The sequence below is a fragment of the Streptomyces sp. NBC_01296 genome (assembly GCF_035984415.1).
Lineage (GTDB): Bacteria > Actinomycetota > Actinomycetes > Streptomycetales > Streptomycetaceae > Streptomyces.
The window spans coordinates 3,304,235-3,330,142 of the sequence record NZ_CP130720.1; the positions used below are offsets into that span (position 1 = coordinate 3,304,235).

General features: G+C 72.0%; 24 protein-coding genes. 12 read left to right on the forward strand and 12 right to left on the reverse strand.

Annotation, left to right across the window (positions count from 1 at the left end; genetic code table 11):
* Nucleotides 1-100: 100 nt before the first annotated feature.
* The 4 genes from OG299_RS14640 (at nucleotide 101) to OG299_RS14655 (ending at nucleotide 6,022) form a co-directional block, all read left to right on the forward strand.
* Complete coding sequence (locus OG299_RS14640; protein ID WP_327361708.1) at nucleotides 101-3,025, forward strand: lysylphosphatidylglycerol synthase transmembrane domain-containing protein; 2,925 nt, start codon at nucleotides 101-103, stop codon at nucleotides 3,023-3,025.
* A 174-nt stretch (nucleotides 3,026-3,199) separates the two neighbouring features.
* The gene (locus OG299_RS14645) at nucleotides 3,200-3,529 is read left to right on the forward strand and encodes a hypothetical protein (RefSeq protein ID WP_327361709.1); all 330 of its coding nucleotides are present in this window, start codon (nucleotides 3,200-3,202) and stop codon (nucleotides 3,527-3,529) included.
* A gap of 286 nt (nucleotides 3,530-3,815) precedes the next feature.
* Complete coding sequence (locus OG299_RS14650) at nucleotides 3,816-4,376, forward strand: S1 RNA-binding domain-containing protein (protein ID WP_327361710.1); 561 nt, start codon at nucleotides 3,816-3,818, stop codon at nucleotides 4,374-4,376.
* 98 nt (nucleotides 4,377-4,474) lie between these two features.
* Nucleotides 4,475-6,022: an alpha/beta hydrolase gene (locus OG299_RS14655; RefSeq protein WP_327361711.1), complete on the forward strand. Its 1,548-nt coding sequence runs from the start codon at nucleotides 4,475-4,477 to the stop codon at nucleotides 6,020-6,022.
* A 53-nt stretch (nucleotides 6,023-6,075) separates the two neighbouring features.
* Here the strand turns inward: OG299_RS14655 and moeZ are convergent, their stop codons facing one another.
* From moeZ to OG299_RS14690, 7 genes are all read right to left on the reverse strand, one after another.
* Nucleotides 6,076-7,254, reverse strand: a complete 1,179-nt coding sequence (gene moeZ / locus OG299_RS14660) for an adenylyltransferase/sulfurtransferase MoeZ (protein WP_266625729.1) — start codon at nucleotides 7,252-7,254, stop codon at nucleotides 6,076-6,078.
* A gap of 63 nt (nucleotides 7,255-7,317) precedes the next feature.
* Nucleotides 7,318-8,067, reverse strand: coding sequence for a spherulation-specific family 4 protein (locus tag OG299_RS14665; protein WP_266625731.1), 750 nt, complete (start codon nucleotides 8,065-8,067; stop codon nucleotides 7,318-7,320).
* Nucleotides 8,055-9,125 carry an SDR family oxidoreductase gene (locus tag OG299_RS14670; RefSeq protein ID WP_136225331.1) on the reverse strand — a complete coding sequence of 357 codons (1,071 nt, stop codon included), beginning with the start codon at nucleotides 9,123-9,125 and terminating at the stop codon, nucleotides 8,055-8,057. The genes OG299_RS14665 and OG299_RS14670 overlap by 13 nt, the downstream gene beginning before the upstream one ends.
* Before the next feature lie 153 nt (nucleotides 9,126-9,278).
* Entirely contained in the window at nucleotides 9,279-10,184 is a 906-nt protein-coding gene (locus OG299_RS14675) for a hypothetical protein (protein WP_327361712.1), read from the reverse strand.
* Entirely contained in the window at nucleotides 10,181-11,962 is a 1,782-nt protein-coding gene (locus tag OG299_RS14680; RefSeq protein WP_327361713.1) for a DUF3492 domain-containing protein, read from the reverse strand. Before OG299_RS14680 ends, OG299_RS14675 begins: the two co-directional genes overlap by 4 nt.
* 279 nt (nucleotides 11,963-12,241) lie before the next feature.
* Complete coding sequence (locus tag OG299_RS14685; protein ID WP_327361714.1) at nucleotides 12,242-13,690, reverse strand: DUF3152 domain-containing protein; 1,449 nt, start codon at nucleotides 13,688-13,690, stop codon at nucleotides 12,242-12,244.
* A 5-nt stretch (nucleotides 13,691-13,695) separates the two neighbouring features.
* On the reverse strand, nucleotides 13,696-14,676 hold the full coding sequence (locus tag OG299_RS14690; protein ID WP_327361715.1) for an alpha/beta fold hydrolase: 981 nt from the start codon (nucleotides 14,674-14,676) through the stop codon (nucleotides 13,696-13,698).
* A gap of 146 nt (nucleotides 14,677-14,822) precedes the next feature.
* Here OG299_RS14690 and OG299_RS14695 point away from each other — a divergent pair, with 146 nt between their 5' ends.
* From OG299_RS14695 to OG299_RS14710, 4 genes are all read left to right on the forward strand, one after another.
* Nucleotides 14,823-15,038: a hypothetical protein gene (locus OG299_RS14695; protein ID WP_327361716.1), complete on the forward strand. Its 216-nt coding sequence runs from the start codon at nucleotides 14,823-14,825 to the stop codon at nucleotides 15,036-15,038.
* 202 nt (nucleotides 15,039-15,240) lie between these two features.
* Complete coding sequence (locus OG299_RS14700) at nucleotides 15,241-15,894, forward strand: TetR/AcrR family transcriptional regulator (RefSeq protein WP_266625743.1); 654 nt, start codon at nucleotides 15,241-15,243, stop codon at nucleotides 15,892-15,894.
* 119 nt (nucleotides 15,895-16,013) lie between these two features.
* On the forward strand, nucleotides 16,014-16,241 hold the full coding sequence (locus OG299_RS14705; protein WP_030153467.1) for a DUF3107 domain-containing protein: 228 nt from the start codon (nucleotides 16,014-16,016) through the stop codon (nucleotides 16,239-16,241).
* Nucleotides 16,242-16,371: 130 nt separating this feature from the next.
* Nucleotides 16,372-16,674, forward strand: a complete 303-nt coding sequence (locus OG299_RS14710; protein WP_266625746.1) for a hypothetical protein — start codon at nucleotides 16,372-16,374, stop codon at nucleotides 16,672-16,674.
* A 138-nt stretch (nucleotides 16,675-16,812) separates the two neighbouring features.
* Here OG299_RS14710 and OG299_RS14715 read toward each other — a convergent pair whose 3' ends face one another.
* A complete protein-coding gene (locus tag OG299_RS14715; RefSeq protein ID WP_266625748.1) occupies nucleotides 16,813-17,571 on the reverse strand; it encodes a ferritin-like fold-containing protein in 759 nt (252 codons plus the stop codon).
* Between the two features lie 493 nt (nucleotides 17,572-18,064).
* Here OG299_RS14715 and OG299_RS14720 point away from each other — a divergent pair, with 493 nt between their 5' ends.
* The 3 genes from OG299_RS14720 to OG299_RS14730 all read left to right on the forward strand — a co-directional run bounded on the left by OG299_RS14720 (nucleotide 18,065) and on the right by OG299_RS14730 (nucleotide 21,344).
* Nucleotides 18,065-20,134, forward strand: coding sequence for a DEAD/DEAH box helicase (locus OG299_RS14720; protein WP_327361717.1), 2,070 nt, complete (start codon nucleotides 18,065-18,067; stop codon nucleotides 20,132-20,134).
* A gap of 103 nt (nucleotides 20,135-20,237) precedes the next feature.
* Nucleotides 20,238-21,095, forward strand: a complete 858-nt coding sequence (locus tag OG299_RS14725) for an alpha/beta fold hydrolase (RefSeq protein ID WP_266625752.1) — start codon at nucleotides 20,238-20,240, stop codon at nucleotides 21,093-21,095.
* 96 nt (nucleotides 21,096-21,191) lie between these two features.
* Nucleotides 21,192-21,344: a DUF8834 family protein gene (locus OG299_RS14730; protein WP_166663124.1), complete on the forward strand. Its 153-nt coding sequence runs from the start codon at nucleotides 21,192-21,194 to the stop codon at nucleotides 21,342-21,344.
* A 79-nt stretch (nucleotides 21,345-21,423) separates the two neighbouring features.
* On the opposite strand, the gene OG299_RS14735 is transcribed toward OG299_RS14730, so the two are convergent.
* The 4 genes from OG299_RS14735 to OG299_RS14750 form a co-directional block, all read right to left on the reverse strand.
* Nucleotides 21,424-22,029, reverse strand: coding sequence for a MarC family protein (locus OG299_RS14735; protein ID WP_266625755.1), 606 nt, complete (start codon nucleotides 22,027-22,029; stop codon nucleotides 21,424-21,426).
* Nucleotides 22,030-22,086: 57 nt separating this feature from the next.
* The gene (locus OG299_RS14740; protein ID WP_266625756.1) at nucleotides 22,087-22,953 is read right to left on the reverse strand and encodes a PHP domain-containing protein; all 867 of its coding nucleotides are present in this window, start codon (nucleotides 22,951-22,953) and stop codon (nucleotides 22,087-22,089) included.
* 117 nt (nucleotides 22,954-23,070) lie between these two features.
* Entirely contained in the window at nucleotides 23,071-23,712 is a 642-nt protein-coding gene (locus tag OG299_RS14745) for a DUF6758 family protein (protein WP_266625758.1), read from the reverse strand.
* A gap of 61 nt (nucleotides 23,713-23,773) precedes the next feature.
* Nucleotides 23,774-24,358 (reverse strand): suppressor of fused domain protein, encoded by a 585-nt coding sequence (locus tag OG299_RS14750; RefSeq protein ID WP_266625760.1) that lies wholly within the window; start codon nucleotides 24,356-24,358, stop codon nucleotides 23,774-23,776.
* 402 nt (nucleotides 24,359-24,760) lie between these two features.
* Here OG299_RS14750 and OG299_RS14755 point away from each other — a divergent pair, with 402 nt between their 5' ends.
* Nucleotides 24,761-25,885: a magnesium and cobalt transport protein CorA gene (locus tag OG299_RS14755; protein WP_266625762.1), complete on the forward strand. Its 1,125-nt coding sequence runs from the start codon at nucleotides 24,761-24,763 to the stop codon at nucleotides 25,883-25,885.
* Nucleotides 25,886-25,908: the final 23 nt, after the last annotated feature.

Here is a 25,908-nt window from a genome sequence, read left to right on the forward strand (position 1 = left end):
ATCACGGTCCGGTTCCCGGAAGGTTTCCTTCCGTACCGGCGCGCACCCTGATGCCCCGCCCGCCGGTCGGTCCGTGCCACCATCTTCCGGGCGGTGACTGGTGATACGTGATCAAGAAGAGACGGATGTGACGACGAAGGAGCAGGGTGTGAGCCCTCCGGACGGCGCGGCTGAGGACGACGGCGCGCGCCCAGACCCGCGTCCCGGGAAGCTCCCCGACGAGCTCGCCGGCCGGGCCGCACCCGAGCCCGAGCCCGGGGCAGGGGCAGGGGCCGCACCCGAACCCGGTCCCCGCGCGCGGGCCAGTTCCGGAGCGGGGGCCGGGGCCGGAGCCGGGGCCGAGGCCGGAGCCGGGGACCAGCCCGACGCGGCCGACTCCGAGGGGCCGCACGGGCGCGCCTCCGCGTCCGCCGACCAGGTCGAGGTCGACGAGCCGCTGCTCGCCGCCCGCGTCCACCGTCCGTCCGACCTCGTACGCCTCCTCGTCGGCGTCCTCGGCATCGCCGTCGTCCTCGGCATCGCCGCCTTCGCACACCGCACCACCGCCGGCCTCGAGGCCGACATCTCCCAAGGCACCGGCGCCGCGCCCGATCTGCTGATCAAGGTCGCCGGGCTGGTGTCCAGCATCGCCGTGCTGCTCGTACCCGTCGCCTTCGCCATCGAGCGGCTGATCAAGCGCGACGGGCTGCGCATCGCCGACGGCGTGCTCGCCGCCGTCCTCGCGCACGGCGTGACCCTGGCCACGGACCTGTGGGTCTCCCAGGCCGCCTCCGACACCATTCAGGACGCCCTCACCCGTCCCACCAGCGCCGGCGGCCCCCTCACCGACCCGGTGCACGGCTACCTCGCGCCCGTCATCGCGTACATGACCGCCGTCGGCATGACCCGCAGGCCGCGCTGGCGGGTCGCGCTGTGGGTGGTGCTGCTGCTCGATGCCTTCGCGATGCTGGTGAGCGGGTACACCACCCCGTTCTCGATCATCCTGACCGTGCTGATCGGCTGGAGCGTCGCGTACGGGACCCTGTACGCCGTCGGCTCGCCGAACGTCCGCCCCACCGGGCAGACCCTCCTCGCCGGCCTGCGCCGGGTCGGCTTCAAGCCGGTCAGCGCCATGCGCGCGGAGCTCCCCGACGGCGCCGACGCCTCGGAGGTCAGCGACCGGGGCCGCCGGTACCACGTCACGCTGGAGGACGGCCCGCCGCTCGACGTCACCGTCGTCGACCGCGAGCAGCAGGCGCACGGGTTCTTCTACCGGGTCTGGCGCCGGCTCACCCTGCGCGGCATCACGACGCGGCGCAGCCTGCAGTCGCTGCGCCAGGCGCTGGAGCAGGAGGCGCTGCTCGCGTACGCGGCCATCGCGGCCGGGGCCAACGCACCGAAGCTGATCGCCACCTCCGAGCTCGGCCCGGACGCCGTGATGCTCGTGTACGAGCACCTGGACGGCCGGCCCCTCGACGCGCTCGCCGACGAGGAGATCACCGACGACCTGACCCGCAGCACGTGGAAGCAGGTACGGGCGCTCCAGTCGCGGCGGATCGCGCACCGGCGGCTCACCGGCGACGCGCTCGTGGTGGATCGTTCCGGCAATGTCGTCCTGACCGACCTGCGCGGCGGCGAGATCGCGGCCGGCGACCTGGTGCTGCGGATGGACATCGCTCAGCTGCTGACCACGCTCGGCCTGCGGATCGGCGCGGAGCGCGCGGTCGCCTCGGCGCTGTCGGTGCTCGGCCCGGACGCGGTGGCGGACTGCCTGCCGCTCCTCCAGCCGATCGCGCTGAGCCGCTCCACCCGGGCGACGCTGCGCAGGCTGGCCCGGGAGCGGGCCGACCGGCAGCGGGAGGCCGTACTGGAGTCCTCGCGGGCGGCGAAGGCCGCGCGCGAGGCGGCTGTGGAGGAAGCGAAGCCGGACAAGGCCGGCAAGCCGGGCGGCAAGGCCGGAGCCAAGTCGGCGGCGGCCACGGCCGCGGAGAGGAAGGCCGAGAAGAAGGCACTGGACGACGCGCTCGACGGGGCCCGCGAGGAGGACCTGCTGAGCCAGATCCGCCAGCAGGTGCTGCTGATCCGCCCGCAGGCGCCGGTGGAGCCGGCCCGGCTGGAGCGGATCCGGCCGCGCACGCTGGTGTCGTTCATCGCGGGTGCGTTCGGTGCGTACTTCCTGCTCACGCAGCTGGCGCACGTGGACTTCGCGACGATCGTCGGCCAGGCGCAGTGGGGCTGGGTGGGGGCGGCGCTGGCCTTCTCGGCGCTGACCTACTTCGCGGCGGCGATGAGCCTGCTGGGCTTCGTACCGGAGCGGGTGCCGTTCCTGCGGACGGTGGTCGCGCAGGTGGCGGGGTCGTTCGTGAAGCTGGTGGCGCCGGCGGCGGTCGGCGGTGTCGCGCTGAACACGCGGTTCCTGCAGCGGGCCGGGATCCGGCCGGGGCTGGCGGTGGCCAGCGTGGGTGCCTCGCAGCTGTTCGGGCTGGCGAGCCACGTCCTGCTGCTGCTGGCCTTCGGCTACCTGACGGGCACCGAGAAGACCCCGGAGATGACCCCGTCCCGGACGGTCATCGCGGGTCTGCTGACGGTGGCGGTGCTGGTGCTGGTGGTGACGGCGGTGCCGTTCCTGCGGAAGTTCGTGGCGACGCGGGTGCGGGCGCTGTTCGCGGGTGTCGTGCCGCGCATGCTGGACGTGCTCCAGCGGCCGCAGAAGCTCATGACGGGCATCGGCGGCATGCTGCTGCTGACCGGCTGCTTCGTGATGTGCCTGGACGCGTCGATCCGGGCGTTCGGGGGCGGCCAGGCCCTCAGCTACGCGAGCATCGCGGTGGTCTTCCTGGCGGGCAACGCCCTGGGCTCGGCGGCGCCGACGCCGGGCGGCATCGGCGCGGTGGAGACGACGCTGACGCTGGGCCTGATCGCGGCCGGGCTGGACAAGGAGGTCGCCATCTCGGCGGTGCTGCTGTTCCGCCTGATGACGTTCTGGCTGCCGGTGCTGCCGGGTTGGATCTCGTTCAACTACCTGACCCGCAAGGAAGCCATCTAACTCCACGAACCCTCGCGGCCGCGGGGTCTACGACCGCGGCCGCGACGGCTCGGGAAACCCGTTCCCGGCCCTGACGCCGTCTCAAAGTGTGCGCCGGCCAAGGCGCAAAGTCGGATCCCACTCGAACACCCCCCGGAATTGCGTTCGATTGCAAACGGTGTGGGGGGTGTCGGAATGGGGTTCGACGAGGAGTGGGGCCGACTGCGGACGGAGGCCGCGGGGCGGGTGCACGAACCCGTCGCCGATCCTTTCGAGTCGGCCCGCGCTGCGGTACTGGAACGGCTGGCGGACTTCCGCAGCCGGGCGGCGCTCGTGCCGCTGGACGAGCAGGGCGGCCTGTGGACGGCCGAACTCGGCGGCCTGGACTGGATCTGCGCGTTCTCCGACGAGGAGGCGCTGTCCCGGTTCGCCGTGGCGCGGGGTGATGCCTCGCGGGAATGGACGTACCGGCGCGTCGCCGGAGCCCGGCTGCTCGATCGGCTCATCCCGGCGCAAAACATCTAGAGGCTAACGGGCTCGACCCCACGCTCCACCCGGACACTGAAATAGGCGGCGCGGGAAACGCCTACCTGGGAGAGACGGAAGAAGTGGCCCAGCAATATGCAATCCAGGGAATTTTCGAGGACGGATATCACGAGTATGTCATGAAGCCGGGATTCAGGGAGGCTTTCCCCGAGAGCCACACGCCGCCATACAGGCGGACACACGACAACAAGGACGGTGAATTTCAGTGGATAATCCCCAGAGAGAAAATCCCTCTCTTTAATTCATTCATCGATGGAACCCCCCGATGGATAAACTACCACAATGGATATACTTGGTAAATGGGTGGCTACAACAACCTGCGGAGTCGAAGGGAATTGCTTTGAACGCTAACTGGGGAGAGCGCTGGAAGCCTGGTGATGTGTGCCGCGGAACGGTTTCCGAGGTTGCAAGTTTCGGCCTCTTCGTCGACCTTGACGGCGACGTGGGAGTCGTCACCGCCGCAAACCTTTCCTGGACCCCCGTCACCCACCCTTCTCAAATTGCACAGGTGGGTCAAACCGTCACTGCAATCGTTTTGAGTGTCGACCCATTTGCCCAACAGATCTCACTCTCCCTGAAAGGACTAACACCCGACCCCCTGGCAGCTTTCGCCGTAGCAAAAATCAACGCAGAGACAATCGGCATCGTCTCAAGGATCACCCCAATCGGGTCCTTTGTAGAAATCCGCGAAGGATTCACCGGACTACTGGAGGAATCGGCTACGGAATCAGATCCAATTGGACCGCAAATCGGAGACTCCGTATCGGTCAGAGTTAAGCGAATCAATATAACCACTCGACAGATTCTCGTCTCCCGCGCGGAATGACACTCCCTTGCTCACGACATCTCGCTCTATCCATCTTCAAGCCACCCGAATGGGTCAGCGCGGGGGCGGGGGGTCGGAGGGGAACGCAGGATGGGGGCATGGGTCGAAACCTGGTGCGGGGTGCCGTTGCCGTTGTTGTCGCCGTTGGGCTGGCCGGGGTCGGCGGGTGTTCCGACAGCGGTGCGGAGAAGACGCCGAAGGCCGGCGGGACCAAGGGGGCCGCGCCGCTCAAGTGGGGGGAGTGCGAGGCGCCCACCGTCGCCGAAGGCGGGGGGCAGGCGCCGCCCAAGGACTGGGAGTGCGCCACGCTCCACGTGCCCCTCGACTACGCCAAGCCCGAGGGCGAGACCATTCCGCTCGCGCTGATCCGCGCCAAGGCCCGGGACAAGGACAAGCGGCTCGGGTCGCTCGTGTTCAACTTCGGCGGGCCCGGGGGGTCCGGGATCAGTACGCTGCCCGGCGCCGCCAAGGAGTACGAGGCCCTCCGCTCGCGGTACGACCTCGTGAGCTTCGACCCGCGCGGCGTCGGCCGCAGCGCCCCCGTCCGGTGCGAGGACGACAAGGAGCTCGATGCCTACTACGCCCAGGACTCGAGTCCCGAGACACCGGCCGAGGAGAAGGCCTTCGTCGGCAACATCGACAAGTACCAGCAGGCTTGCAAGGACAACTCCGGCCACCTGCTGCCGTACGTCGGCACCGAGAACGCCGCCCGCGACCTCGACCGGATCCGCCAGGCCCTCGGCGACGAGAAGCTGAACTACTTCGGGATCTCCTACGGCACCGAGCTCGGCGGGGTCTACGCCCACCTCTTCCCGAAGAACGTCGGCCGGGCCGTCTTCGACGCCGTCGTGGACCCGACGAACACCTCCGAGGAGGGGGCGCTCGGCCAGGCCAAGGGGTTCCAGCTGGCCCTCGGCAACTTCGCGCAGGACTGCGTGAACCGCGGCGACGAGTGCCGGCTCCAGGGCAGCACCGCCAAGGAGATCGAGGACAACATCATCAAGCTGCAGAAGAGCCTGGCCGACAAGCCCATCCCCGGCATCGGCAGCCGGATGCTCACCGACTCCGCCGCGACCAACGGCATCGCGCAGGCCCTGTACTCCAAGGAGCTGTGGCCGCTGCTGGAGCAGGGGCTGGACGAGGCCGACGGCGGGCAGGGGCAGCTGCTGATGGCGTTGTCCGACTCGCTCAACGGCCGTGACCAGCAGGGGCACTACAGCAACATCGGCGCCGCCAACACGGCGATCAACTGCGCCGACTTCAAGGACCGGTTCACGCTCGAGCAGACGAAGGCGAAGCTGCCCTCCTTCCGCGCCGCGTCCCCCGTCTTCGGGGACTTCCTCGGCTGGGCCCTGATGAGCTGCACCGACTGGCCGGTCCCGGGCGCCTGGGAGACCCCGGACGTCTCCGCCCCCGGCTCCGCGCCCATCCTGGTGATCGGCAACACCGGCGACCCGGCCACCCCCTACGAGGGCGCCCACAAGATGGTGGAGCGGCTCGGCTCCGGCGTCGGCGTGGAGCTCACGTACAAGGGCGAGGGGCACGGCGCGTACAACAGCGGCGACAAGTGCGTACAGCAGGCGGTGAACTCCTACCTGCTGGACGGGAAGGTGCCCCCCGGCAACACCGTCTGCACTCCTGCGTAGGAACGCAGAAGGGGCCGTACCCGGCTCCCGGGTACGGCCCCTTCCGCGACTGCCTAGTAGACCGGCTTCTCGGGCTCGATCTGGTGGACCCAGCCGATCACGCCGCCGCCGACGTGGACCGCGTCCGCGAAGCCCGCGGACTTCAGGACCGCAAGGACTTCCGCACTGCGGACACCCGTCTTGCAGTGCAAGACGATGCGCTTGTCCTGCGGGAGGTCCTGGAGGGCGGTGCCCATCAGGAACTCGCCCTTGGGGATCAGCTTCGCGCCGGGGATCGAGACGATCTCGTACTCGTTGATCTCGCGGACGTCGATGATCTCGATCGACTCGTCGTTGTCGATCCACTCCTTGAGCTGCTTCGGAGTGATCGTGGAGCCGAGCGCCGCCTCCTGCGCCTCCTCCGACACGACGCCGCAGAAGGCCTCGTAGTCGATGAGCTCGGTGACGGTCGCGTTCGGACCGCACACCGCGCAGTCGGGGTCCTTGCGGACCTTGACCTGGCGGTACTGCATCTCCAGGGCGTCGTAGATCATCAGGCGGCCGACCAGCGGCTCGCCGACGCCGGTGAGGACCTTGATGGCCTCCGTCACCTGGATGGAGCCGATGGACGCGCAGAGCACGCCCAGCACGCCGCCCTCGGCGCAGCTCGGGACCATGCCCGGCGGCGGGGGCTCCGGGTACAGGCAGCGGTAGCACGGCCCGTGCTCGGACCAGAAGACCGAGGCCTGGCCGTCGAAGCGGTAGATCGAGCCCCATACGTACGGCTTGTTCAGCAGCACGCAGGCGTCGTTGACGAGGTAGCGCGTGGCGAAGTTGTCCGTGCCGTCGACGATGAGGTCGTACTGGCTGAAGATCTCCATCACGTTCTCGGCTTCGAGCCGCTCTTCGTGAAGGACCACGTTGACGTACGGGTTGATGCCCAGCACGCTGTCGCGGGCGGACTCGGCCTTGGACCGGCCGATGTCGGCCTGGCTGTGGATGATCTGGCGCTGCAGGTTCGACTCGTCGACCTCGTCGAACTCCACGATGCCCAGCGTGCCCACACCGGCCGCGGCCAGGTACATGAGGGCGGGGGAGCCGAGGCCGCCCGCGCCCACGGCCAGCACCTTGGCGTTCTTCAGGCGCTTCTGGCCGTCCATCCCGACATCCGGGATGATCAGGTGGCGGGAGTACCGACGGACCTCGTCAACGGTGAGCTCAGCAGCTGGCTCGACCAGGGGTGGCAGCGACACGGGGACTCCGTAGATGGTTACGTCGTAACGGTGGTTCTTCCCGTAACACTGCCACGCCCTTCTTCATTCCGAGACACCCGGTCCGATCCGCGAGACGATTTCGTCCCAGTACGCGGGCATCGAGACCCACGGATCACGCCCGGCGGCGCCTCCCCGGTCGGTGAACCAGATCGTGCCGGCGCCCAGCCAGCGGGCGATCCGGACGGCCTCCTCCAGATGCGTCCGCGGCACCCCGTGGACCAGGTGGCAGAAGCGCTCGGGCGGGTACTCGGCGGTCCACTCCGCCACCTGCGACCAGCGGTAGTCGGCCCAGGCCCCGGAGAAGGTGACCAGCTGGTCGGCGGCCTCCGCGTAGCCCTCGTACGGGTGCGTGCCGTGTCCCAGCACGATGCGGAGGCCGTCGCCGAGGCCGCGCAGGGTGTCGGCGACCCGGCGCACCTCGGCCAGTTCGGCCTTGTCCGCCGGGGCGTCGGCCAGGTAGAAGCCGCCCACCCGGTACCAGTCGAGGAAGCGGTGGGCGTCGGAGACGAGCTCACCGAACGACCGCGCACCGTCTCGCATCGCGAGATGGCCCAGCACGGTCCCGCCGGCCTCCCTGAGCTTGCCCGCGGCCTCCGTGCAGTGGGGGTCCGGCCGGCCGCCCGGCCCGTCCGTGACATTGAGCACCGTCCAGTGCAGCGGGGTCCCGGGCCGGGTCAGCTCGGCCCATTCGACGGGGGCGAGCAGCGGGTGGGCGTAGCCGGGGACGCCGAGGCCGAGGCGGCCCGCCCCGGTCGCGGCGGCCGCCGTGGCTGCCGTCGTCAGATGCGGCACGCCGCCTCCATCCAGATGTCCGCGAGCGACTCCTCCAGGTTGATCCGGGGCCGCCAGCCGAGCCGGTCCCGGGCCGTGCGCACATCGGCCTGCTGCCAGGCGCCGCAGCCGTCGGGGTACGGGTACGCGGGCGCCGCGCCCCCGGCGGCGAGCTGCTCGGCCGTCGCCTCGGAGCGCGGGGCGCCGATGGCGGCGAGCCCGGGCGAGCGGCCCTGGGGCCCCAGCCCGTGCCCGTGGCCGGCGCCGTGCCCGGCACCATGACCGGGTCCGTGGCCGTGCCCCTGCCCGTGCTGCCCCTGCTGCGGTACGTCCAGCTCGTGCAGGGCTCCTCCGTATCCGGCGACCCGGGCCAGCACCGCCGCCGCGTCGCGCAGCCGGACCGCGCGCCCGGTGCCGATGTTGACGACGCCCTGGGCGGCGGAGAGCGAGGCGGCGTGCACGGCCCGCGCCACGTCCCGTACGTCCACGAAGTCGCGCTGGACGCCGAGCCCGCTGAGCTTGAGCTCGCCGTCGCCGTTCTGCATGGCGCGCCGCATGGCCTCGGCGAGCCGGCCGAGCGGGGATCCGGCGGGGGTGCCGGGTCCGACGGGCGAGAAGATCCGCAGGACGACCGCGTCGAGCCCCGATCCGAGCACCAGCTCGGTGGCGGCGAGCTTGCTGACGCCGTACGGGCCACCAGGTCTCGGCACGGCGTCCTCGGCCGTGGACGATCCGGGCTGGCTGGGGCCGTACTCGGCGGCGCAGCCCAGCTGGACGAGGCGGGCCCCGCAGCCGCTGCGGCGCAGCGATTCGCAGATGGTGGCCACGGCGACGGTGTTGTGCCGGGTCAGCTCCCGGGCCCCGCCGCGGGTGGCGCCGGCGCAGTTGATGACGACGCCCGGGTGGACGGCGTCGAGGAACCGGGTGAGGGCGCCGGGGCTGCCGGTGGCGAGGTCGAAGCGGACGTCCGCGTCGTCGCCGCGGCCGAGCGCGGTGAGCTGGACGGCGGGGTCGGCGAGCAGCCGGTCGGCGACGTAGCGGCCGAGGTATCCGTTGGCTCCGATCAGCAGCACCCTCATCGCACGGCCCCTCGGTTGGTTGGCTGGCCGGTCATCCTGTGTCTCCTTGGTCGATGGGCAGGGGGTCGGGGTTCGGGGATCCGGTGGGGGGTACGGCGCTTCGGCGTCGGCTCCGAAGAGCGGCGGAGCGGCGGCGGGAAGGGAGGCGCCGGCTCAGGGCCGGGCGTGCGCGGACGCGCGGGACAGCACGAGGACGGCGTGTACGAGGAGCCCTGCCGCGGCGGCGGGCACCGCCAGGGGGGTCGGGAGCAGGGCGAGGGCCAGGGCCGCGGCGACGGGCCCGCGCGGGGCGCCGTGCGCGAGCAGCAGCCGGGTCAGGAAGAGCAGCACGGCGAGCGGTACGGCGACGGCCGGCGGCGTCCCGGCGAGCGCGGCCGCCCCCGCGGCGGTCGCGGCGAAGGCCAGGGCGGCCGCGATCAGCAGCGGCCGGGCCCGGTCGGCGAAGTCCTCGAGGGCGCGGCTGCCGGCGAGCCGGCTCCGGGCGCGGGCGGCGTACACGGCGCCGACGAGGTGGCCGGGGGCCGCGGCCAGTGCGAGGCCGACTCCGAGGGGGGTGCCGTGCCGCAGCACGGCCCAGCCGACGACGGCCGCGGCGAGCAGGAGCGCGGCGTAAGGGAAGCGGCCCGCAGCCGCGCGCCCGGTCCGCCCGGGCCTGGCGGGCCACACCAGGGCGGCGACGGTGGCGAGTACGGTGACGGGCCCGGCGTACGGCACCGCGGCGGCGGCCGCCCCGAGCGCGAGGGCCCCGGGGAGCAGGGCGTACCCGAAGCCGCGTAACGCCCGGGCGTCGGACGGGCGGACGGTGCGGGGCGCGGCCGGCTCGTCCCCGCGCGGGGTGCGGGCGTAGAGCTCCTCGGCGAGCGAGAACACGTCCCGGTGCCGGAAGCGCGCGGCGGTGCGGTCGGTGATGCCCTGCACCTCCAGCCCGGCGGCGATCTCCAGCGGGTCCACGGCCCGCTCGCACAGCGCCCGGTGCCGGTGCAGCAGCGTCTTGACGGGATCCCCGCCGGCCCTGCGGCGGGGGGCCGGGGCGACGGGGGCGGCTTCGTCCAGGGTCATACCGTCGCCTCCGTGGTCGTGGTCGTGGTCGTGGTGGTGGTCGGGGTCCGGGCCGGATCCGGGCCGGCCGCCGAAGCCGAGGCCGAAGCCGAAGCCGAGGCCGAACCCGCACCGGAACCCGCATCCGGCGCGCCCGTCCCGGCCGCCGGGGCCCGGTCGCCAGCCGCGGCCGGAGTCGCCCAGGTGGGGCTCGTCCAGTGGCCCGGGACCCGGGCCTCGGGGGGCTGCTCGAAGGGGGTCCCGCCGTCGGGCCGGGCCGCTCCGCGGGCCAGCAGCCGCAGGTAGATCTCCCGGAAGGCGGCCACGTTCTGCTCGACGGTGAACAGCTCCAGGGCCCGGGCCCTGGCGGCCGCTCCCAGCCGCAGGGCCCGCTCGGGGTCCCGCAGCAGCGACAGGCAGGCGTCGGCCAGGGCCCGCGGGTTGCGCGGCGGGACGACGAGGCCGGTGCCGCCGATGACCTCCCACACCGCGCCGACGTCGGTGGACACGGTGGCCCGGCCGCAGAGCATCGCCTCGGCCAGCGTGATCGGGAAGCCCTCGATCACCGAGGACAGCACGACCACCCGCCCGGAGCCGTACGCGTGGGCCGGCGTGGGGGCCTCGGGCCCGCCGATCTCCTCGAAGGTGACGGGGTTCTCCCCGGCCGTGACGGCGTCGGCGGCCTCGTCGGGGAAGAGCTGTGCGGCGAGCGAGCGGCAGTCGGCGAGGTAGCCGGGCACCACGGCGGTCGCGAAGATCCGCAGCCGGGTGTCCGGAGCGGCCCTGCGTACCTCGGCGAAGGCGTGCAGCAGCGCGATCAGGTCCTTGGCGGGCTCTATCCGGCCGACCCAGACCAGGGTGTCCGGGTCCCCGCAGTCCGGGTCCTCGCCGACGGTGGCGAATCGGTCCGCCTCCATCCCGGGGTACACCGTCTGCAGCCGGTCGCGGGTGGCGCCGCAGCGCTCCTGCCAGCGCCGGGCGTGCGCGTTGCCGGGGGTGAGGAGGTCGGCCCGGGCGTAGATCTCGGCGGCCAGCCGCATGTGGAAGGCCGCGAGCAGGGCCCGGACGGCGGGCCGGGGGGCACCTCGGCCCGCTCCCGGGCCGCCGGGGCCGCCGGACCCGGAGGCGGCGTCCGCCGAGTGCTCCAGATAGTGGGCCCGCAGCTGGACCCCGTACTCGGTCACCAGCAGCGGGACCCCGAAGAAGCGTTTGGCCAGCAGGCCGGGGAGCGCGGCCACCCCGCCGGCGGCCGCGTGGCAGACGTCGACCTCGCGCAGGTCCTCGTACCAGTCGAGGGACAACGGCCGCAGCAGCCGCTCCAGTTCGTCGACGAAGTCGAGCAGGTCGGCCACCTGGGCGCGCTGTACGGAGCGCAGCGCCCCGGGGGCCCGGCAGGCGGACTCCACCGCGCGCACCGCGGTCTCGGAACGCAGGGCCGCGTACAACCCGCCCTGTTCCCGGGCGAGTTCGGCCAGCCCGTACAGGCCGGCGGCGAACGGTTCGGGCTCGCCCGCGCAGATCCCGCGGACCAGGTCCTTGAAGCACTCGGCGAAGCGCCGGCGCTCACGCCGGGAGTACGTGCGGCCATCGTCCGCCGGGGCCCAGAGCGGGGCGGTCCAGACGCGGGTGACGTGCTCGGGCAGGACGACCCGGCCGCGCTCCTCCTGCTCGGCGCTGCGGCTCAGCGCGTAGAGCTCGAACTCGTGCTGCGGCAGCCCGCGGACCAGCCGGTCGCACCAGAGCCTCGCCTCTCCCGTCGCATACGGATAACCACCTTCCGTGAGCAGTCCGATCCGCACGAGTGGCACCCCCGATCTCCCGTTCAGGCGGTCGCCGTCCGTCCGGTGACCCGCCGCGGGAAACTCAAGCGGATATGCCGATGACGCGACGGACGGTTGTCCGTCGTGCCACCGGAAGGGGTGAAGAGTCGTAACTTTCGCCTGCGGCCCGCGTTCGAGCGCGCTACAAAGGGCCTACGGCCCTCGTACCTCTCGGGCCTCTCGCGCCTCTCCCGCTCCCGCGGGGGCTGCGGGCCCGGGTCCGGGTCCGCTGCGGCGGCTGCGCGCCGCCGTGGACCGTCAACCCCCGGGGAACACCCAGGGGTTGGGCTTGCACTGGATGCCGCCGATGTCGAGCGACTTCGTCTGCTGCTGCATGATCGGCGCGAGCGAGCCCGGGGTCTGGCAGTTCACGTGCCCGTGCCCGAGCCGGTGGCCGACCTCGTGGTTGATGAGCATCTGCCGGTACGCGAACATCTGGTCCGCGCCGTACGTCGTCGAGCCCTGCGCCCAGCGGAACGCGTTGATCATGACCCGCTCGGTGGACGCGGAGTCACAGCTCACGTTGTCGACGGTGGTGTCCAGATCGGACTTCGCGCACCACACGCCGGTGGTGCCGGGGCTGGCCAGCGTGATGACGAAGTCGGCCTCGCCGCCCGGCACCCGCTCGAAGGTCTTCGTCCCGCCGTGGCCCCAGCTGCGGTCGTCGTTGAGGGTGCGGTGGACGGCCTCGGCGAACAGCTGCGCGTCCAGGCCGAGCCCCTGCTCCACGTCGACCCGGTAGCGGATCTTCTTGCCCTTGCCGGGCGCCGGAGCCACCCCGGGGACGGTGTCGAAGGTCCCGGGTCCCTTCAGCTTCTCGTCGATGGGGAACTGCTGGGTCATCTTCTGCTCGTACGACAGCTCCACCGCGGGTGCGGCGGGCGCGGCGGGGGTCGCCCGGCCGTCGGAGCGGGAGGCCGGGGACTGGCCGGGCTCGGCGCGCTTCGGGTTGTCGCCGGCGGCGCGGGCGGTGGGCGAGGAGCCGCTGTCGCCGTCGGAGGCCATCTGCACGGCCACGACGACGGCGAGCACGGTGGTTACGGCTGCGGCGGCCATCCCGGTATACGCACGGACCTTCCGCCCGCGACCGGACCCGGGCTGCTCCTCGGCCGGATCGGCCGGATCGGCGGGAGCGGCCGGTGCTGCGGGAGCGAGGGGTTCGGAGGGCGCGGCGGGCGCCACGGGCGGCGCCGCAGCGGCCGCGGTCATCGGCGCACGGGGTCCCGGCACCATGCCGTGCGAGCCGGTGGAGGTGAGGGGGTCGGCCGGGGGCTGCGGGAGGGTCACCTGCGGGAAGCCGACCGCGGGCGTACCGAAGGCCGGCGTATCGCTGTCCATGACGGCGGCGGCCGAACGCCGCGCCCGCGGGACGCCGCGCCAGTCCCCGTAGGCGGCGTCGGGCCCCACGCCCCAGGCTCCGCCGGGCTCGCGCTGCTCGGGGTGGCCGCCGCGCGGTTCCTCGTACGGGAACTGCTCCTCGTACGGGAAGTGCTCCTGGTGGCCCTGGTACTCCCGGTACTCCTGGTGCGGGGCCTGCTCCTGGTACGGAGGGTGGTACTCCGTATACGGCGGGTGCCCGGCATTCGGCGGCTGCTCCCCGTACGGCGGCGGCTCCCCGTACGGGAACTCCGCCGCAGGTTCCGCCGCCGGTGTCGGGCGGACAGGGGCGGGGGCCGGAGCGGGCCCCTTGCGACTATGTCGTCCCACGGTCCTCAGCCTCTGCCGTCTTCGGTATCTCGGTCGGTGTCGTGCAGCAGCTCCCGGAAGGCGTTCGCCACCACCTCGGGGTACTCCATCATCGCCACGTGCCCGGCCTCGGGCAGGCTCAGCAGCCGCGAACCCCGGAAGGACGCCGCCGCCTTCTGCGCCATACGGTACGAGACCAGTTGGTCCCGGCCACCGTAGACCAGCAGGGTCGGGGCGAGCACCCGCTGCGCCTGGCGCCACAGCCCGTGCTGCCCGCCGAGGGTGTACGCGTCGACGATGCCGCGCGAGGAGCGGGTCATCGCGTCCCAGAAGTACGGCAGTGCCATCCGCCGCTCCATCTCCGCGACGGCGTGCCCGAAGCCCTCCGGCGTCACCCGGGAGGGGTCCCCGTAACAGAGGTCCGTCACCCCGCGGGTGCGTTCCTCGGCGGTCAGCCCGCGGGTCAGCCGGCCGAACAGGGAAGCCATTCCGGGTACGGCGAGCAGGGCGGTCGGCACGGCCGACTTCTGCACGCGCAGCTCGGGCAGCGCGGGCGAGACCAGCGTGAGCGTGCACACCAGGTCGGGCCGCACCGCCGCGACGCGGGTGGAGACGGCGCCGCCGAGGGAGTTGCCGAAGAGGTGCACGGGGCCACGGTCGGCGGCGTCGAGGTGCCGGATGACCGCGCGGGCCAGCGCCGTGACCGAGTAGTCGCGGTCGGCGGGCGGCGGGGACCAGCCGAAGCCGGGCAGGTCGAGGGCCTCGCCGTCGACGGTGTCCTCCAGCTGCACCATGAGGTCCGACCAATTCGTCGACGAACCGCCGAGTCCGTGCACGAACAGCGCGGGGGGCAGACCCGTGCGCCGCGGGAGCCGGGACCGGACGGCGAGCTCCAGTCCGGGCAGCACGATGGTGCGCAGCTGCTCCCCCTCGGCGACGTGGACGGCTCCCACCTGGGAGGACGGCTCGGATGTGGATCGCACACCCGGCAGCTCGGTCGAAGACATGCGGCCAATGTTACGAGACGATCACGTCCGGACTCTTGTGTTCGGCATCACAGATGCATGGGGATCCGCGTAGCGGGGTATCCGCGATCCTCCTAGGCTCGTAGGTAGGGCAGGCCCACGGGGGGTGAGGGAAGAAGGGGAGCCACATGACCGTCGACCCCGCAGAGCCGGATACCTTCCAGGACCGATTCCGGGAAACCCTCGACGCGGAGGCGCCCGAGGCCGATGCGGCGGAGCAGCTGGCCGAGTTGCAGCCCGACGACGACGACCCGGTCACCGGGGTGGACCGGGACGAGGCTGCGGACGGGGACGCCGCCGAACAGGCGCGGGTGGTGACCCTGGACGAGGACGACTACCGCTGACATCCCCGGGCCCGGCGGCCCGGGAGGTACCCCCAGCTCAAAGCTACCGCGCGGTACCTCTGCCGAGCACCGCTGACCAGCGCCTCCGGGCGGTCCGTACAGCGAGAAAACTCGGCTTCGACCCTCCAGATTCGGTTACCGAAAAGTACGATGGCGGCGCGGCGCAGAGCGCACTGTGTTCTTAGAGAAAGTGGGAGGCGGCGTGACAGCCATCGAGCAGACGGAGGCAGCGCGTCCCCGGGGCACGCGACTGCCGCGCCGAGCCCGACGCAATCAGCTCTTGGGCGCGGCCCAGGAGGTCTTCGTCGCGCAGGGCTACCACGCGGCGGCGATGGACGACATCGCCGAGCGTGCCGGAGTCAGCAAGCCGGTGCTGTACCAGCACTTCCCGGGCAAGCTGGACCTCTACCTGGCGCTGCTGGACCAGCACTGCGAGGCCCTGCTGCTCGCCGTGCGCACGGCGCTCGCGTCGACGACGGACAACAAGCTGCGCGTGGCCGCGACCATGGACGCGTATTTCGCGTACGTGGAGGACGAGGGCGGCGCGTTCCGGCTGGTCTTCGAGTCCGACCTCACCAACGAGCCGGCGGTGCGCGAGCGCGTGGACCGCGTCTCGCTGCAGTGCGCCGAGGCCATCTCCGACGTGATCGCCGAGGACACCGGCCTGTCCAAGGACGAGTCGATGCTGCTCGCCGTGGGCCTGGGCGGGGTCTCGCAGGTCGTGGCCCGGTACTGGCTCTCCAGCGAGAGCCCGGTCGCCCGCGACACGGCGGTGGGGCTGCTGACCTCGCTGGCCTGGCGGGGTATCGCCGGTTTCCCGCTGCACGGCACGGAGGGCGGGCAGGGACCGGCCTGACCGGCCGCTGTTCGCTGCGAGCGTGTCCGGAGCGCCGCATCCGCGTCCCCTCTCCGGGCTAATGTGGACCGGTACGGCGCGGCTGATCGCGCACAACCGACCATCGGAGGGACAAAGCCGTGGAGGTCAAGATCGGCGTGCAGCACGCACCCCGGGAGATCGTGCTGGAGAGCGACTTGAGCGCCGAGGAGCTGGAGCGCATCGTCACCGCCGCGCTGACCGGTTCGGAGCCGCTGCTGAGCCTCACCGACAACAAGGGCCGCAAGGTTCTGGTGCCGGCCGACCGCCTGTCGTACGTCGACCTGGGCGAGCCGAGCGTGCGCAAGGTCGGTTTCGGCGCGCTCTGAAGCAGCGCGACCGGCGTCCGAGAACTGGGTGGAACGGCCCGGTGGTTGATTCCACCGGGCCGTTTCCCTTTCTTCCGCTTCGGGTAGGACCGCAGTGAACCGGTTTGCCCCTGACCTGCGGGAGGCCCACATGCTGCTGATGGAAGCGCTCGGCTCTGCCCTCCTGGGCCTCGCCTTGGCCGGAGTGGCCGTGCGGGTGCTCGCACAGCGGCTGCCGTCCCCGAGAATGGTGCTGGTCAGCGGGACGCTGGGAGCGCTGTTCGGCGCTTATCTGACGCAGTTCGCGCTCGGCCCGGGGCACAACACACTGACCGCGACCCTGGTCGGCTCGGTGCTGGTGTCCGCGGTGGTGCTGTCGCTGCTGCTGCGTCCCGGCGCGGGGCCCCGGCGCTCGTCCCACCGGACTCCGTTTTCGCTCCCGTCGCAGGGCTGACCGGTCCTCGGACCCCTCCGGCTCCTCGGACCCCTCGGACCCCTCGGACCCCTCCGACTGATCACGTACGTCGGCCCCGGCGCGGAATTCCGCGCCGGGGCCGACGTACGAGCAGAGAGGGGCGAGCAGGCGGAACGATCAGGCGGCGAGGCCCAGTGCGGCCATCCGCTTCGTGTGCGCCTTGGTGATCCGTGTGAACATCTCGCCGACGGCCGCCAGGTCGAAGCCGGCCGCCATCCCGTCCACGCCGCCGACCAGCATGGTGGACAGCGCGTCGCGCTCGGCGACCACGCGCTGCGCCTGCGAGAGCGCCTCGCCCATCAGCCGGCGGGCCCACAGCGCGAGCCGGCCGCCGCAGCGCGGGTCGGCCTCGATGGCGGCCCGCACCTTCTCGACGGCGAAGCCGCCGTGGCCGGTGTCGTCCAGCACGCTCACGACAAGGGCGCGCGTGTCGGTGTCGAGGTGGCTGGCGACCTCGCGGTAGAAGTCACTGGCGATCGAGTCGCCGACGTAGGCCTTGACCAGGCCCTCCAGCCAGTCCGACGGAGCGGTCTGGCGGTGGAAGTCGTCGACGCCCTTGGCGAAGGGCTCCATGGCGGCGGTGGGCTCGGCGTCGATCGCCGCCAGCCGGTCGCGCAGCCGCTCGAAGTGGTGGAACTCCGCGGAGGCCATCTTCGCGAGCTCGGCCTTGTCGTCGAGGGTGGGTGCGAGCTTCGCGTCCTCCGCGAGGCGCTCGAAGGCCGCGAGCTCTCCGTACGCGAGTGCGCCCAGCAGGTCCACGACGGCGGCCCGGTACTGCGGCGAGGCGGAGGCGGTCGCCCAGTCCTGGGCAGCGATCCCGCTCGCCTCGGCGGCGGTGCTGTCGTCGGAGGGCGATGCGTTTTCAACGGTCGACATGCTCCGCACAATAGCCCGCCGGAACGCCCTGCAAGGCACCGCATCCGGTCACTGTCGGTCCGCCCAAACGCGACTACCAGGTGAATTCACCCGACACAGCTGCGCGATTCCGGGGTACAGTGGTAATGCGCCTGCCGGATACTCGGCGGGCCATCCGAATGAGGATGCCCGGTCGGTGGCCCGATCGGCTCCACCCGACCGCCCTCGGCGTGATGCGTACGTCCATGCGTACCGCCTCTCCACGAGGGGCCCCCTCAGCGGCACAAGCGCTTGAGCGAAGGCTAGTGGTCCCGCGCAGCTTCGTATTGCTCTCCCGAACCCTGGGAGGGCGCAGTACTGCAAGCCAGGCACGGTACGACCCCCCTCGCCGCCTCGCGCCGCGTCTCACAGAAGAGGCAGCACCCTGACTACGTTCCGAGACCTCGGGATCTTTCCCGAGACGGCCGAAGCCCTTGAGGCCGTCGGCATTGTGTCCCCCTTCCCGATCCAGGAGATGACCCTCCCCGTCGCCCTTTCCGGCACGGACGTCATCGGCCAGGCGAAGACCGGAACCGGCAAGACGCTCGGTTTCGGCCTTCCGCTGCTGGAGCGGGTCGTCGTCCCCGCGGACGTCGAGGCCGGCCGGGCCACGCCCGCGCAGCTCACCGACTCCCCGCAGGCCCTCGTCGTCGTCCCGACGCGCGAGCTGTGCACCCAGGTCACCAACGACCTGCTGACCGCGGGCAAGGTCCGCAACGTCCGCGTCCTCGCCATATACGGCGGCCGCGCGTACGAGCCCCAGGTCGAGGCGCTCAAGAAGGGCGTCGACGTGATCGTCGGCACCCCGGGCCGCCTGCTCGACCTGGCCGGTCAGCGCAAGCTCGACCTCTCGCACGTCAAGGCCCTCGTCCTGGACGAGGCCGACGAGATGCTCGACCTGGGCTTCCTGCCCGACGTCGAGAAGATCATGAACTACCTGCCGGCCAAGCGCCAGACGATGCTGTTCTCGGCGACCATGCCGGGCGCGGTCATCGGCCTGGCCCGCCGGTACATGACGCAGCCGACGCACATCCGCGCCACCTCGCCCGAGGGCGAGGGCGTGACCGTCGCCAACATCAAGCAGCACGTCTTCCGTGCGCACAACATGGACAAGCCGGAGCTCGTCTCCCGCATCCTGCAGGCCGAAGGCCGCGGGCTGGCCATGATCTTCTGCCGTACGAAGCGCACGGCGGCCGACATCGCCGAGCAGCTGGAGAAGCGCGGCTTCGCGTCCGGCGCCGTCCACGGCGACCTGGGCCAGGGCGCGCGCGAGCAGGCGCTGCGCGCGTTCCGCAACGGCAAGGTCGACGTGCTGGTGTGCACCGACGTCGCCGCGCGCGGCATCGATGTCGAGGGTGTCACCCACGTCATCAACTACCAGACGCCGGAAGACGAGAAGACCTTCCTGCACCGCGTGGGCCGTACCGGCCGCGCGGGCAACAAGGGCATCGCCGTCACCCTGGTCGACTGGGACGACATCCCGCGCTGGCAGCTGATCAACAAGGCGCTGGAGCTGGACTTCCACGACCCGGTCGAGACGTACTCCACGTCTCCGCACCTGTTCGAGGAAATGAACATCCCGGCCGGTACCAAGGGCATCCTGCCGCGCGCCGAGCGCGTGCGGGCCGGCCTGAAGGCCGAGGACCTGGAAGACCTGGGCGAGACCGGCGGCCGTGGTGGCCGTGGCGGTCGCGGTGAGCGCGGTCCGGCCGCCGCCGCGGCCCCGGTCGAGGAGCGTGCCGCCCGTACGCGCACCCCGCGCCAGCGCCGCCGTACGCGGGGCGGGTCGGAGCTCGGTGCCGAGGGCGCTGCCGTCACCCCCGTGGTCGAGGCGGAGGCCCCCGAGGCTCCGGCCGGCGACGAGCCGCGCAAGCCGCGGCGCCGCCGGACGCGTTCCGTGACGACGGCTGCCGCCGCTGCGGCTGCCGTGGCCGAGGCGGCCCCGGTCGCCCCGGTCGTCGTCGTCGAGGCCGCCCCGGTGGCCCCGGTCGTCGAGGCTCCCGCCGAGGAGGCCCCGGTCAAGGCCCGCCGGACCCGGACCCGCAAGGTCGCCGAGGCGCCGGTCGTGGCGGAGCCGGAGTTCCAGCAGGCCCCGCCGGCCGAGCCGGTCAAGGCCGAGCCGGTCAAGGCCGAGCCGGTCAGGGCCCGCCGGGTCCCGACCCAGAAGCCCGTCCTCGCCCAGGTGACCCCGATCGCCGAGGCTCCGGCCGCGGAGACGGTGGTCAAGGCCCGCCGGACCCGGACCCGCAAGGCCGTCGACGCGGCCCCGGAGCCGGACTTCCAGGTGGCCCCGCCCGTGGAGCCCCCGGTCAAGGCCCGCCGCACCGCCACCACCCGGACCCGCAAGGTCGCGGAGGCCGCTCCGGTCGTCGCCGAGGCCGCCGCGGTGGCCGAGGAGGCTCCGGTCAAGCCGAAGCGCACCCGGACCCGCAAGGCCGCCGCCGCCGTCGTCGAGGCTCCGGCCGCGCCGGCCGCCGAGGAGGCCCCGGCGAAGCCGAAGCGCACGCGGACCCGCAAGGCCGTCGCGGAGACCACGGAGGCCTGATCCCCCGTTCCGCCGTCCGGTGGCCCCGGTCCCCTTCCGAGGAGGCCGGGGCCATCGGCGTACCCGGGCTGGACAGGCCCCTACGGGCCGGTAACCTCTGGCCATGAGCAAGCCGCCCCGCCTCACACTGCCGTCCGGTGCCCGCGCGCACGTCCTGTCCACCGCCCGCGGCGGGTTCGCCGTGCACGAGGCCGGCGAGCCGGTCCGCGGCACCGCCCTGCTGGTCCCCGGTTTCACGGGCAGCAAGGAGGACTTCATCGGCCTCCTCGAGCCGCTGGCCGGCGCCGGGTACCGGGTGGTCGCGGTCGACGGGCGCGGGCAGCACGAGAGTCCCGGACCGCGCGAGGAATCGGCGTACGCGCTGGACGAGCTGGCGCTGGACGTCCTCGCCCAGGCCGCGGCGCTGGGCGGGGGGCCGGTCCACCTGGTCGGCCATTCGCTGGGCGGTCTGATCGCGCGGGCCGCCGTACTGCGCGATGCGGCGCCCTTCGCCTCGCTCACCTTGATGAGCAGCGGCCCGGCCGCGATCTCCGAGGGCCAGCAGGAGCGTACGAAGCTGCTGGTCGCCGCGCTGGAGGCGATGCGCGAAGACATGTCGGGCGTATGGACGGCGATGCGGTCCTTCGATCCGGAGGACGCGGTGCCCGACGCCCCCGAGCTCACGGAGTTCCTGCGCGGACGGTGGCTGGCCACGGTGCCCGAGCAGCTGATCGCCACGGGCCGGATCCTGGTCTCCGAGCCGGACCGGGTGGACGGGCTGAGCCGCGTGGACCTGCCCAAGCTGGTGCTGTCCGGCGAGGTGGACTACGCGTGGCCGGTCCCGCTGATGGACGACATGACACATCGACTGGGCGCCGAGCGGGTGGTCGTACCGGGTACCGAGCACTCCCCCAATGCAGAGAATCCGCAGGTCACGGCCGGTGCGCTGGCCGCGTTCTGGGACGCCCACCCCCAGGTTTAGTTAGCGAATGAAAAAATTTCCTTAGCGTAGGGAATGTTTGCCTCTTACACTTCGTTGGAACAGTGCAAGGAGAACACTGACGAAGGGAGAAGCCCCATGCGCTTCGAGATTCTGCGCCTGGACGATGTCGACGGATCCGCCGTGGACAGCACCGTCGTGGACGCGGCCTCCGTCAACCGGATCGTGCAGCAGGCGGCCGCCGTAGGCCAGCGCATTCTGATCCGACCGGCCGAGAGTGCGTCCTCCTGACAGCTCCGCTCGATCCACACAAGACGCAGACGCCCCCGCACCGATCCGGTGCGGGGGCGTTCGCGTACGCGGGAGCCGGTCAGGCGCCGTGCACGACCTGGAGCACGCCGTTGATGATCTGCTGGACGGCGATCGCGGAGAGCATCATGCCCGCGAGCCGCGTCACGAGGACGACACCGCCGTCCTTGATGACCCGGATGATCACGAGCGAGTAGCGCATCGTGAGCCACAGCACGACGTGCATGGCGATGATCGCCAGCCAGACCGAGACCTGGCCGGTGACCCCGTCCGCCTTCTGCACGGCGAGGATGACGGACACGATCGCACCGGGACCGGCGAGCAGCGGCATGCCGAGCGGGACGAGGGCGACGTTCACGTCCTTGGTCTGCTTGGGCTCGTCGTTCTTGCCGGTGAGCAGGTCGAGCGCGATGAGCAGGAGCAGCAGACCGCCCGCGATCATCAGCGCGGGGACGGAGACGTGCAGGTAGTCCAGGATCTGCTGGCCGCAGATACCGAAGACGGCGATGACGCCGAAGGCCACGCAGACGGCCTGCCAGGCCATGCGGCGCTGCACCTTGACGGGGCGGCCGGAGGTCAGGGCGAGGAAGATCGGCGTGATCCCCGGGGGGTCCATAATCACAAAAAGCGTGAGAAATAGGGATCCGAAGACGGCGAAGTCGAACACAGTGATGCCTTGCAGGAGAGAGGGGTGTGACGAAGAGGAAGGGGCGGCGGGGCGCGGTTACGCGCCGGTCGCTCCGCCGGCGCCCGGAACGGGGAAGGCTCCCGTCGCGCGGCGCGTGATCTCGCCGTAGATCTCGGGGTCGGTCGTGTACTCCCCGAGGCGGCAGGTCTTGCGGCTGCCGTGGTAGTCGCTGGACCCGGTCGCCAGGAGTCCGAGCTCGCCGGCCAGGCCGCGCAGCCGCGCGCGCGTCTCGGAGTCGTGGTCCATGTGGTCCACCTCGATCCCGTCCAGGCCTGCGGACGCGAGCTCGGCTATCGCGGACTCGGGTACGCACCGGCCGCGCTTGACGGCTGCGGGGTGCGCGAACACGGTGACCCCGCCGGCCGCCTTGACGAGGCGGATGGCCTCGAAGGGATCCAGCTCGTGCTTCTCGGCGTACGCGCGGCCGCCGTCGGCGAGCCAGTCCGGCGTGAACGCGTCGGACACGGTGGGTACGACGCCCAGCTCGACGAGCGCGGTGGCGATGTGCGGCCGCCCGACGGAGCCTTCGCCGGCGATCCGGGAGACCTGCTCCCAGGTGACGTCGACGCCGAGCTCCCGGAGCTTGCCGATCATGGCATGGGCGCGCGGGGTGCGGTCGTCGCGGACGAGCTCCCGCTCACGGGCGAGCTCAGGCTCCTCGGGGTCGAAGAGGTACGCGAGCAGGTGCATCCCGATGCCGTCGAGCCGGCAGGACAGCTCCATGCCGGTGACGAGGGTGAGCCCGTGCGGCACCGCGGCGAGGGCCTCGGCGTATCCCCCGACGGTGTCGTGATCGGTCAGCGCGACCACGTCCAGCCCGGCGGCGGCCGCATTGCGGACCAGCTCGGCGGGGGTGTCGGTCCCGTCGGAGGCCGTGGAGTGGGCGTGCAGGTCGATGCGCACGGCCGGGGCTCCAGGGGTCTCGCGGGTACGGGGGGACACCCCAGGATACCGCCCGCCTGCCGGGCGGGCGCCACGCCACCCGACGCCCGGCCCCGGCGGGGGCCTTGGGGCGTCCGGCTACGGACCCAGCACGCGCGGGCTCAGGGCGCCGCACGGGAGGAGTTCGACCTCGGCGCCCGCATCCCGCAGGTCCGTCAGCACCAGTTCGTCGTACATCAGCAGGCCCGACTGCTCCGGCCAGACCACGGCCCACAGCCACAGTCCGCGCGCCTCGCCGGCGAACACGGCCCGGTCCTCCGGGGCTCCCTTCACGTGCCACAGCGGTGTCGGGCGGCCCGCCGCGACGACCTTGGCGTGCGGCGGGGCCGAGACGTCGATGTAGGTACCGGGGTCGGGCCCGTCGATGCCCGCGTACCGCGCGCCGAGGCCCACCCCCAACTCCTCGGCGACCAGCAGCAGCTCCCCCAACCCGCCGAGCGGTCCGGGGCCCGTGCAGGCCACCGCCGTCGCCCGGCCCCCGCTGCGGTCGTCACCGGCCGCAGCCACCCCGGTGAACAGCCACCCCACCGGCAGCGGCCACGGCATCCACACCGGCACCTTCGCCCGGTTCACCACGACGCCCAGGCCTTCGACGCTGGGCGGGATGACGGGCTGCAGGGGGTGCACCGTGCCATGCACCGCACACTGCCACGAGTCGGAGAAAAGCCCGGGCGCCCTGACCCGGCCACCGCACTTCGGGCAAGTTGGTTCGCCCCTCATAAGAAGCCACGCTCCTCCCCGCCCGGCGCCCCGTCAAGACACGATCACCCGTCCGGATGTCTCAGTCCAGCGCCACGGCGGTACGAAGAGGGTCCCGCAGATCCGTGCCGTGCGACAGCCAGCGTTCCTGGAGGGCCGCCGCGCCGTGCACCCGTTTCCACGCGGCCTCGTTCGCCGTCATCGGCAGGAGGGGGAGGAAGTGCACGGGGTCCATGGGCTCGTCGAGTTCCAGGTCCTCGACCAGTCCGCCCGGCTCCGCGACGAGGACGGAGGTGAAGGGCGCCCCGTCCCACAGCGGGCCGCCGACGTCGAGCGAGGCGCCGGGGGACACGACCAGTCCCTCCACCTGCGGCGAGGCGCCCAGCACCGCGAGGGGCCGCAGCAGCTTGTCGGTGGGCGCCAGTCCCGCTCGTACGGTCAGCACGAGCTCGGCGCGCGGACCGCGCAGCGGGTCGGCGACCACGGCGGTCGGATCGCCCATCGGATGCGCGGACATGCCGAGGGTCGCGTAGCGCACGAGGTCGCCCTCGGCGAAGCGGAGCACTTCGATGCGGTCGGTGCCGAGGAAGGTGACCGCGGCGCGTGCGTCGGGTTCGCCGAGTGCGCTGCGCAGCCGGGCTTCGACGAGAGCCAGAATTTCTGCCATGAAGCGAGCATAGAACTCGTATGAGGCGGGTAAAGGGCGGGTCTTGACCATCCGTCGGCTGATAATGTTGATCGCTGGTCGGGGCCACACCCTCGCATGGGGGCATCTCCCAGCGGAGCCGGGGGAGTTTCGGGGGCATCCGGCGACAGGACGTCCTCCACGGGGGACCGGCCGGAGGAGGTGGGGCTGCAATGGATCGAAGTCGATCGTGCAGTACCAACCGCTCTTCCACTCCCGGTACGGGCAAGTTGCAGCCCGTTTGATCATCTGATCAGTCGAAGAGCGACGGCAGAACTTTGTCCTCCCGTCCTGTTCCTTCCGTCTGCCCGGCCCTGCCCGCCGGCGGCGACGGAAGGCCTCCCACCCGTACGGTCCGCAGCCGTGCGTGCGAAGGAGCCTGCCATGTCGATGCTGCCCTACCTGCGTGCCGCCGTACGTCCGGCCCTGCGCAGGTCCACCCCGGCCCAGCCCGGCTACGACACCACCCGCGACCCGTCCGCGAGCAGCGCGGTCGTCGACTGCGCCGTGTACCGCGACGGCCGGCGCGACGTGCGCAGGTCGGGGTCGGCCTGCCTGACGCCGCGTGAGGCGATGGCCCGGGTCCGCGAGGGCGGCGGCTTCGCGTGGATCGGCCTGCACGAGCCGACCGAGGCCGAGTTCGCAGGGATCGCCGCCACCTTCGGGCTGCACCCGCTCGCCGTGGAGGACGCGGTGCACGCGCACCAGCGGCCGAAGCTGGAGCGCTACGACGACACGCTGTTCACCGTCTTCAAGACGATCCACTACGTGGAGCACGCCGAACTGACCGCCACCAGCGAGGTGGTGGAGACCGGCGAGGTGATGTGCTTCACCGGGCCGGACTTCGTCATCACGGTCCGGCACGGTGGCCAGGGTTCCCTCAAGGGTCTGCGCCACCGGCTCCAGGACGACACCGAGCTGCTGGCCAAGGGCCCCTCTTCGGTCCTGCACTCCATCGCCGACCACGTCGTGGACGGGTACATCGCGGTCGCGGCGGCCGTCCAGGACGACATCGACGAGGTGGAGAGCGCGGTCTTCGCCGCGCCCGCCAAGGGCAGTGCGCGCGGCGGCGACGCGGGCCGCATCTACCAGCTCAAGCGCGAGGTACTGGAGTTCAAGCGGGCCGTCGCCCCGCTGCTGCGGCCGATGGAGCTGCTGAGCGAGCGCCCGATGCGGCTGGTGGACCCGGACATCCAGAAGTACTTCCGCGACGTCGCCGACCACCTGGCGCGGGTGCACGAGCAGGTCGTCGGCTTCGACGAACTGCTGAACTCGATCCTCCAGGCCAACCTGGCCCAGGCGACGGTCGCCCAGAACGAGGACATGCGCAAGATCACCTCCTGGGCGGCGATCATCGCCGTCCCGACGATGATCTGCGGGGTCTACGGGATGAACTTCGAGCACATGCCGGAGCTCCGGTGGCGCTACGGCTATCCGATGGTGATGGTCACGATCGTCGGCATCTGCTTCACCATCCACCGGGCCCTGCGCCGCCACGGCTGGCTCTAGGGCGTGTCTTGGGGCACCCCCTA

Coding starts and splice junctions, on each gene's coding strand:
- OG299_RS14670 (WP_136225331.1), bottom strand. CDS start 9,125: ATGAGGGTGCTGCTGATCGGAGCCAACGGATACCTCGGCCGCTACGTC.
- OG299_RS14720 (WP_327361717.1), top strand. CDS start 18,065: ATGACCCTCCCCGTCGCCCTTTCCGGCACGGACGTCATCGGCCAGGCG.
- OG299_RS14655 (WP_327361711.1), top strand. CDS start 4,475: ATGGGTCGAAACCTGGTGCGGGGTGCCGTTGCCGTTGTTGTCGCCGTT.
- OG299_RS14645 (WP_327361709.1), top strand. CDS start 3,200: ATGGGGTTCGACGAGGAGTGGGGCCGACTGCGGACGGAGGCCGCGGGG.
- OG299_RS14755 (WP_266625762.1), top strand. CDS start 24,761: ATGTCGATGCTGCCCTACCTGCGTGCCGCCGTACGTCCGGCCCTGCGC.
- OG299_RS14725 (WP_266625752.1), top strand. CDS start 20,238: ATGAGCAAGCCGCCCCGCCTCACACTGCCGTCCGGTGCCCGCGCGCAC.
- OG299_RS14745 (WP_266625758.1), bottom strand. CDS start 23,712: ATGAGGGGCGAACCAACTTGCCCGAAGTGCGGTGGCCGGGTCAGGGCG.
- OG299_RS14710 (WP_266625746.1), top strand. CDS start 16,372: ATGCTGCTGATGGAAGCGCTCGGCTCTGCCCTCCTGGGCCTCGCCTTG.
- OG299_RS14695 (WP_327361716.1), top strand. CDS start 14,823: ATGACCGTCGACCCCGCAGAGCCGGATACCTTCCAGGACCGATTCCGG.
- OG299_RS14650 (WP_327361710.1), top strand. CDS start 3,816: ATGGATAAACTACCACAATGGATATACTTGGTAAATGGGTGGCTACAA.
- OG299_RS14715 (WP_266625748.1), bottom strand. CDS start 17,571: ATGTCGACCGTTGAAAACGCATCGCCCTCCGACGACAGCACCGCCGCC.
- OG299_RS14730 (WP_166663124.1), top strand. CDS start 21,192: ATGCGCTTCGAGATTCTGCGCCTGGACGATGTCGACGGATCCGCCGTG.
- OG299_RS14675 (WP_327361712.1), bottom strand. CDS start 10,184: ATGACCCTGGACGAAGCCGCCCCCGTCGCCCCGGCCCCCCGCCGCAGG.
- OG299_RS14690 (WP_327361715.1), bottom strand. CDS start 14,676: ATGTCTTCGACCGAGCTGCCGGGTGTGCGATCCACATCCGAGCCGTCC.
- OG299_RS14750 (WP_266625760.1), bottom strand. CDS start 24,358: ATGGCAGAAATTCTGGCTCTCGTCGAAGCCCGGCTGCGCAGCGCACTC.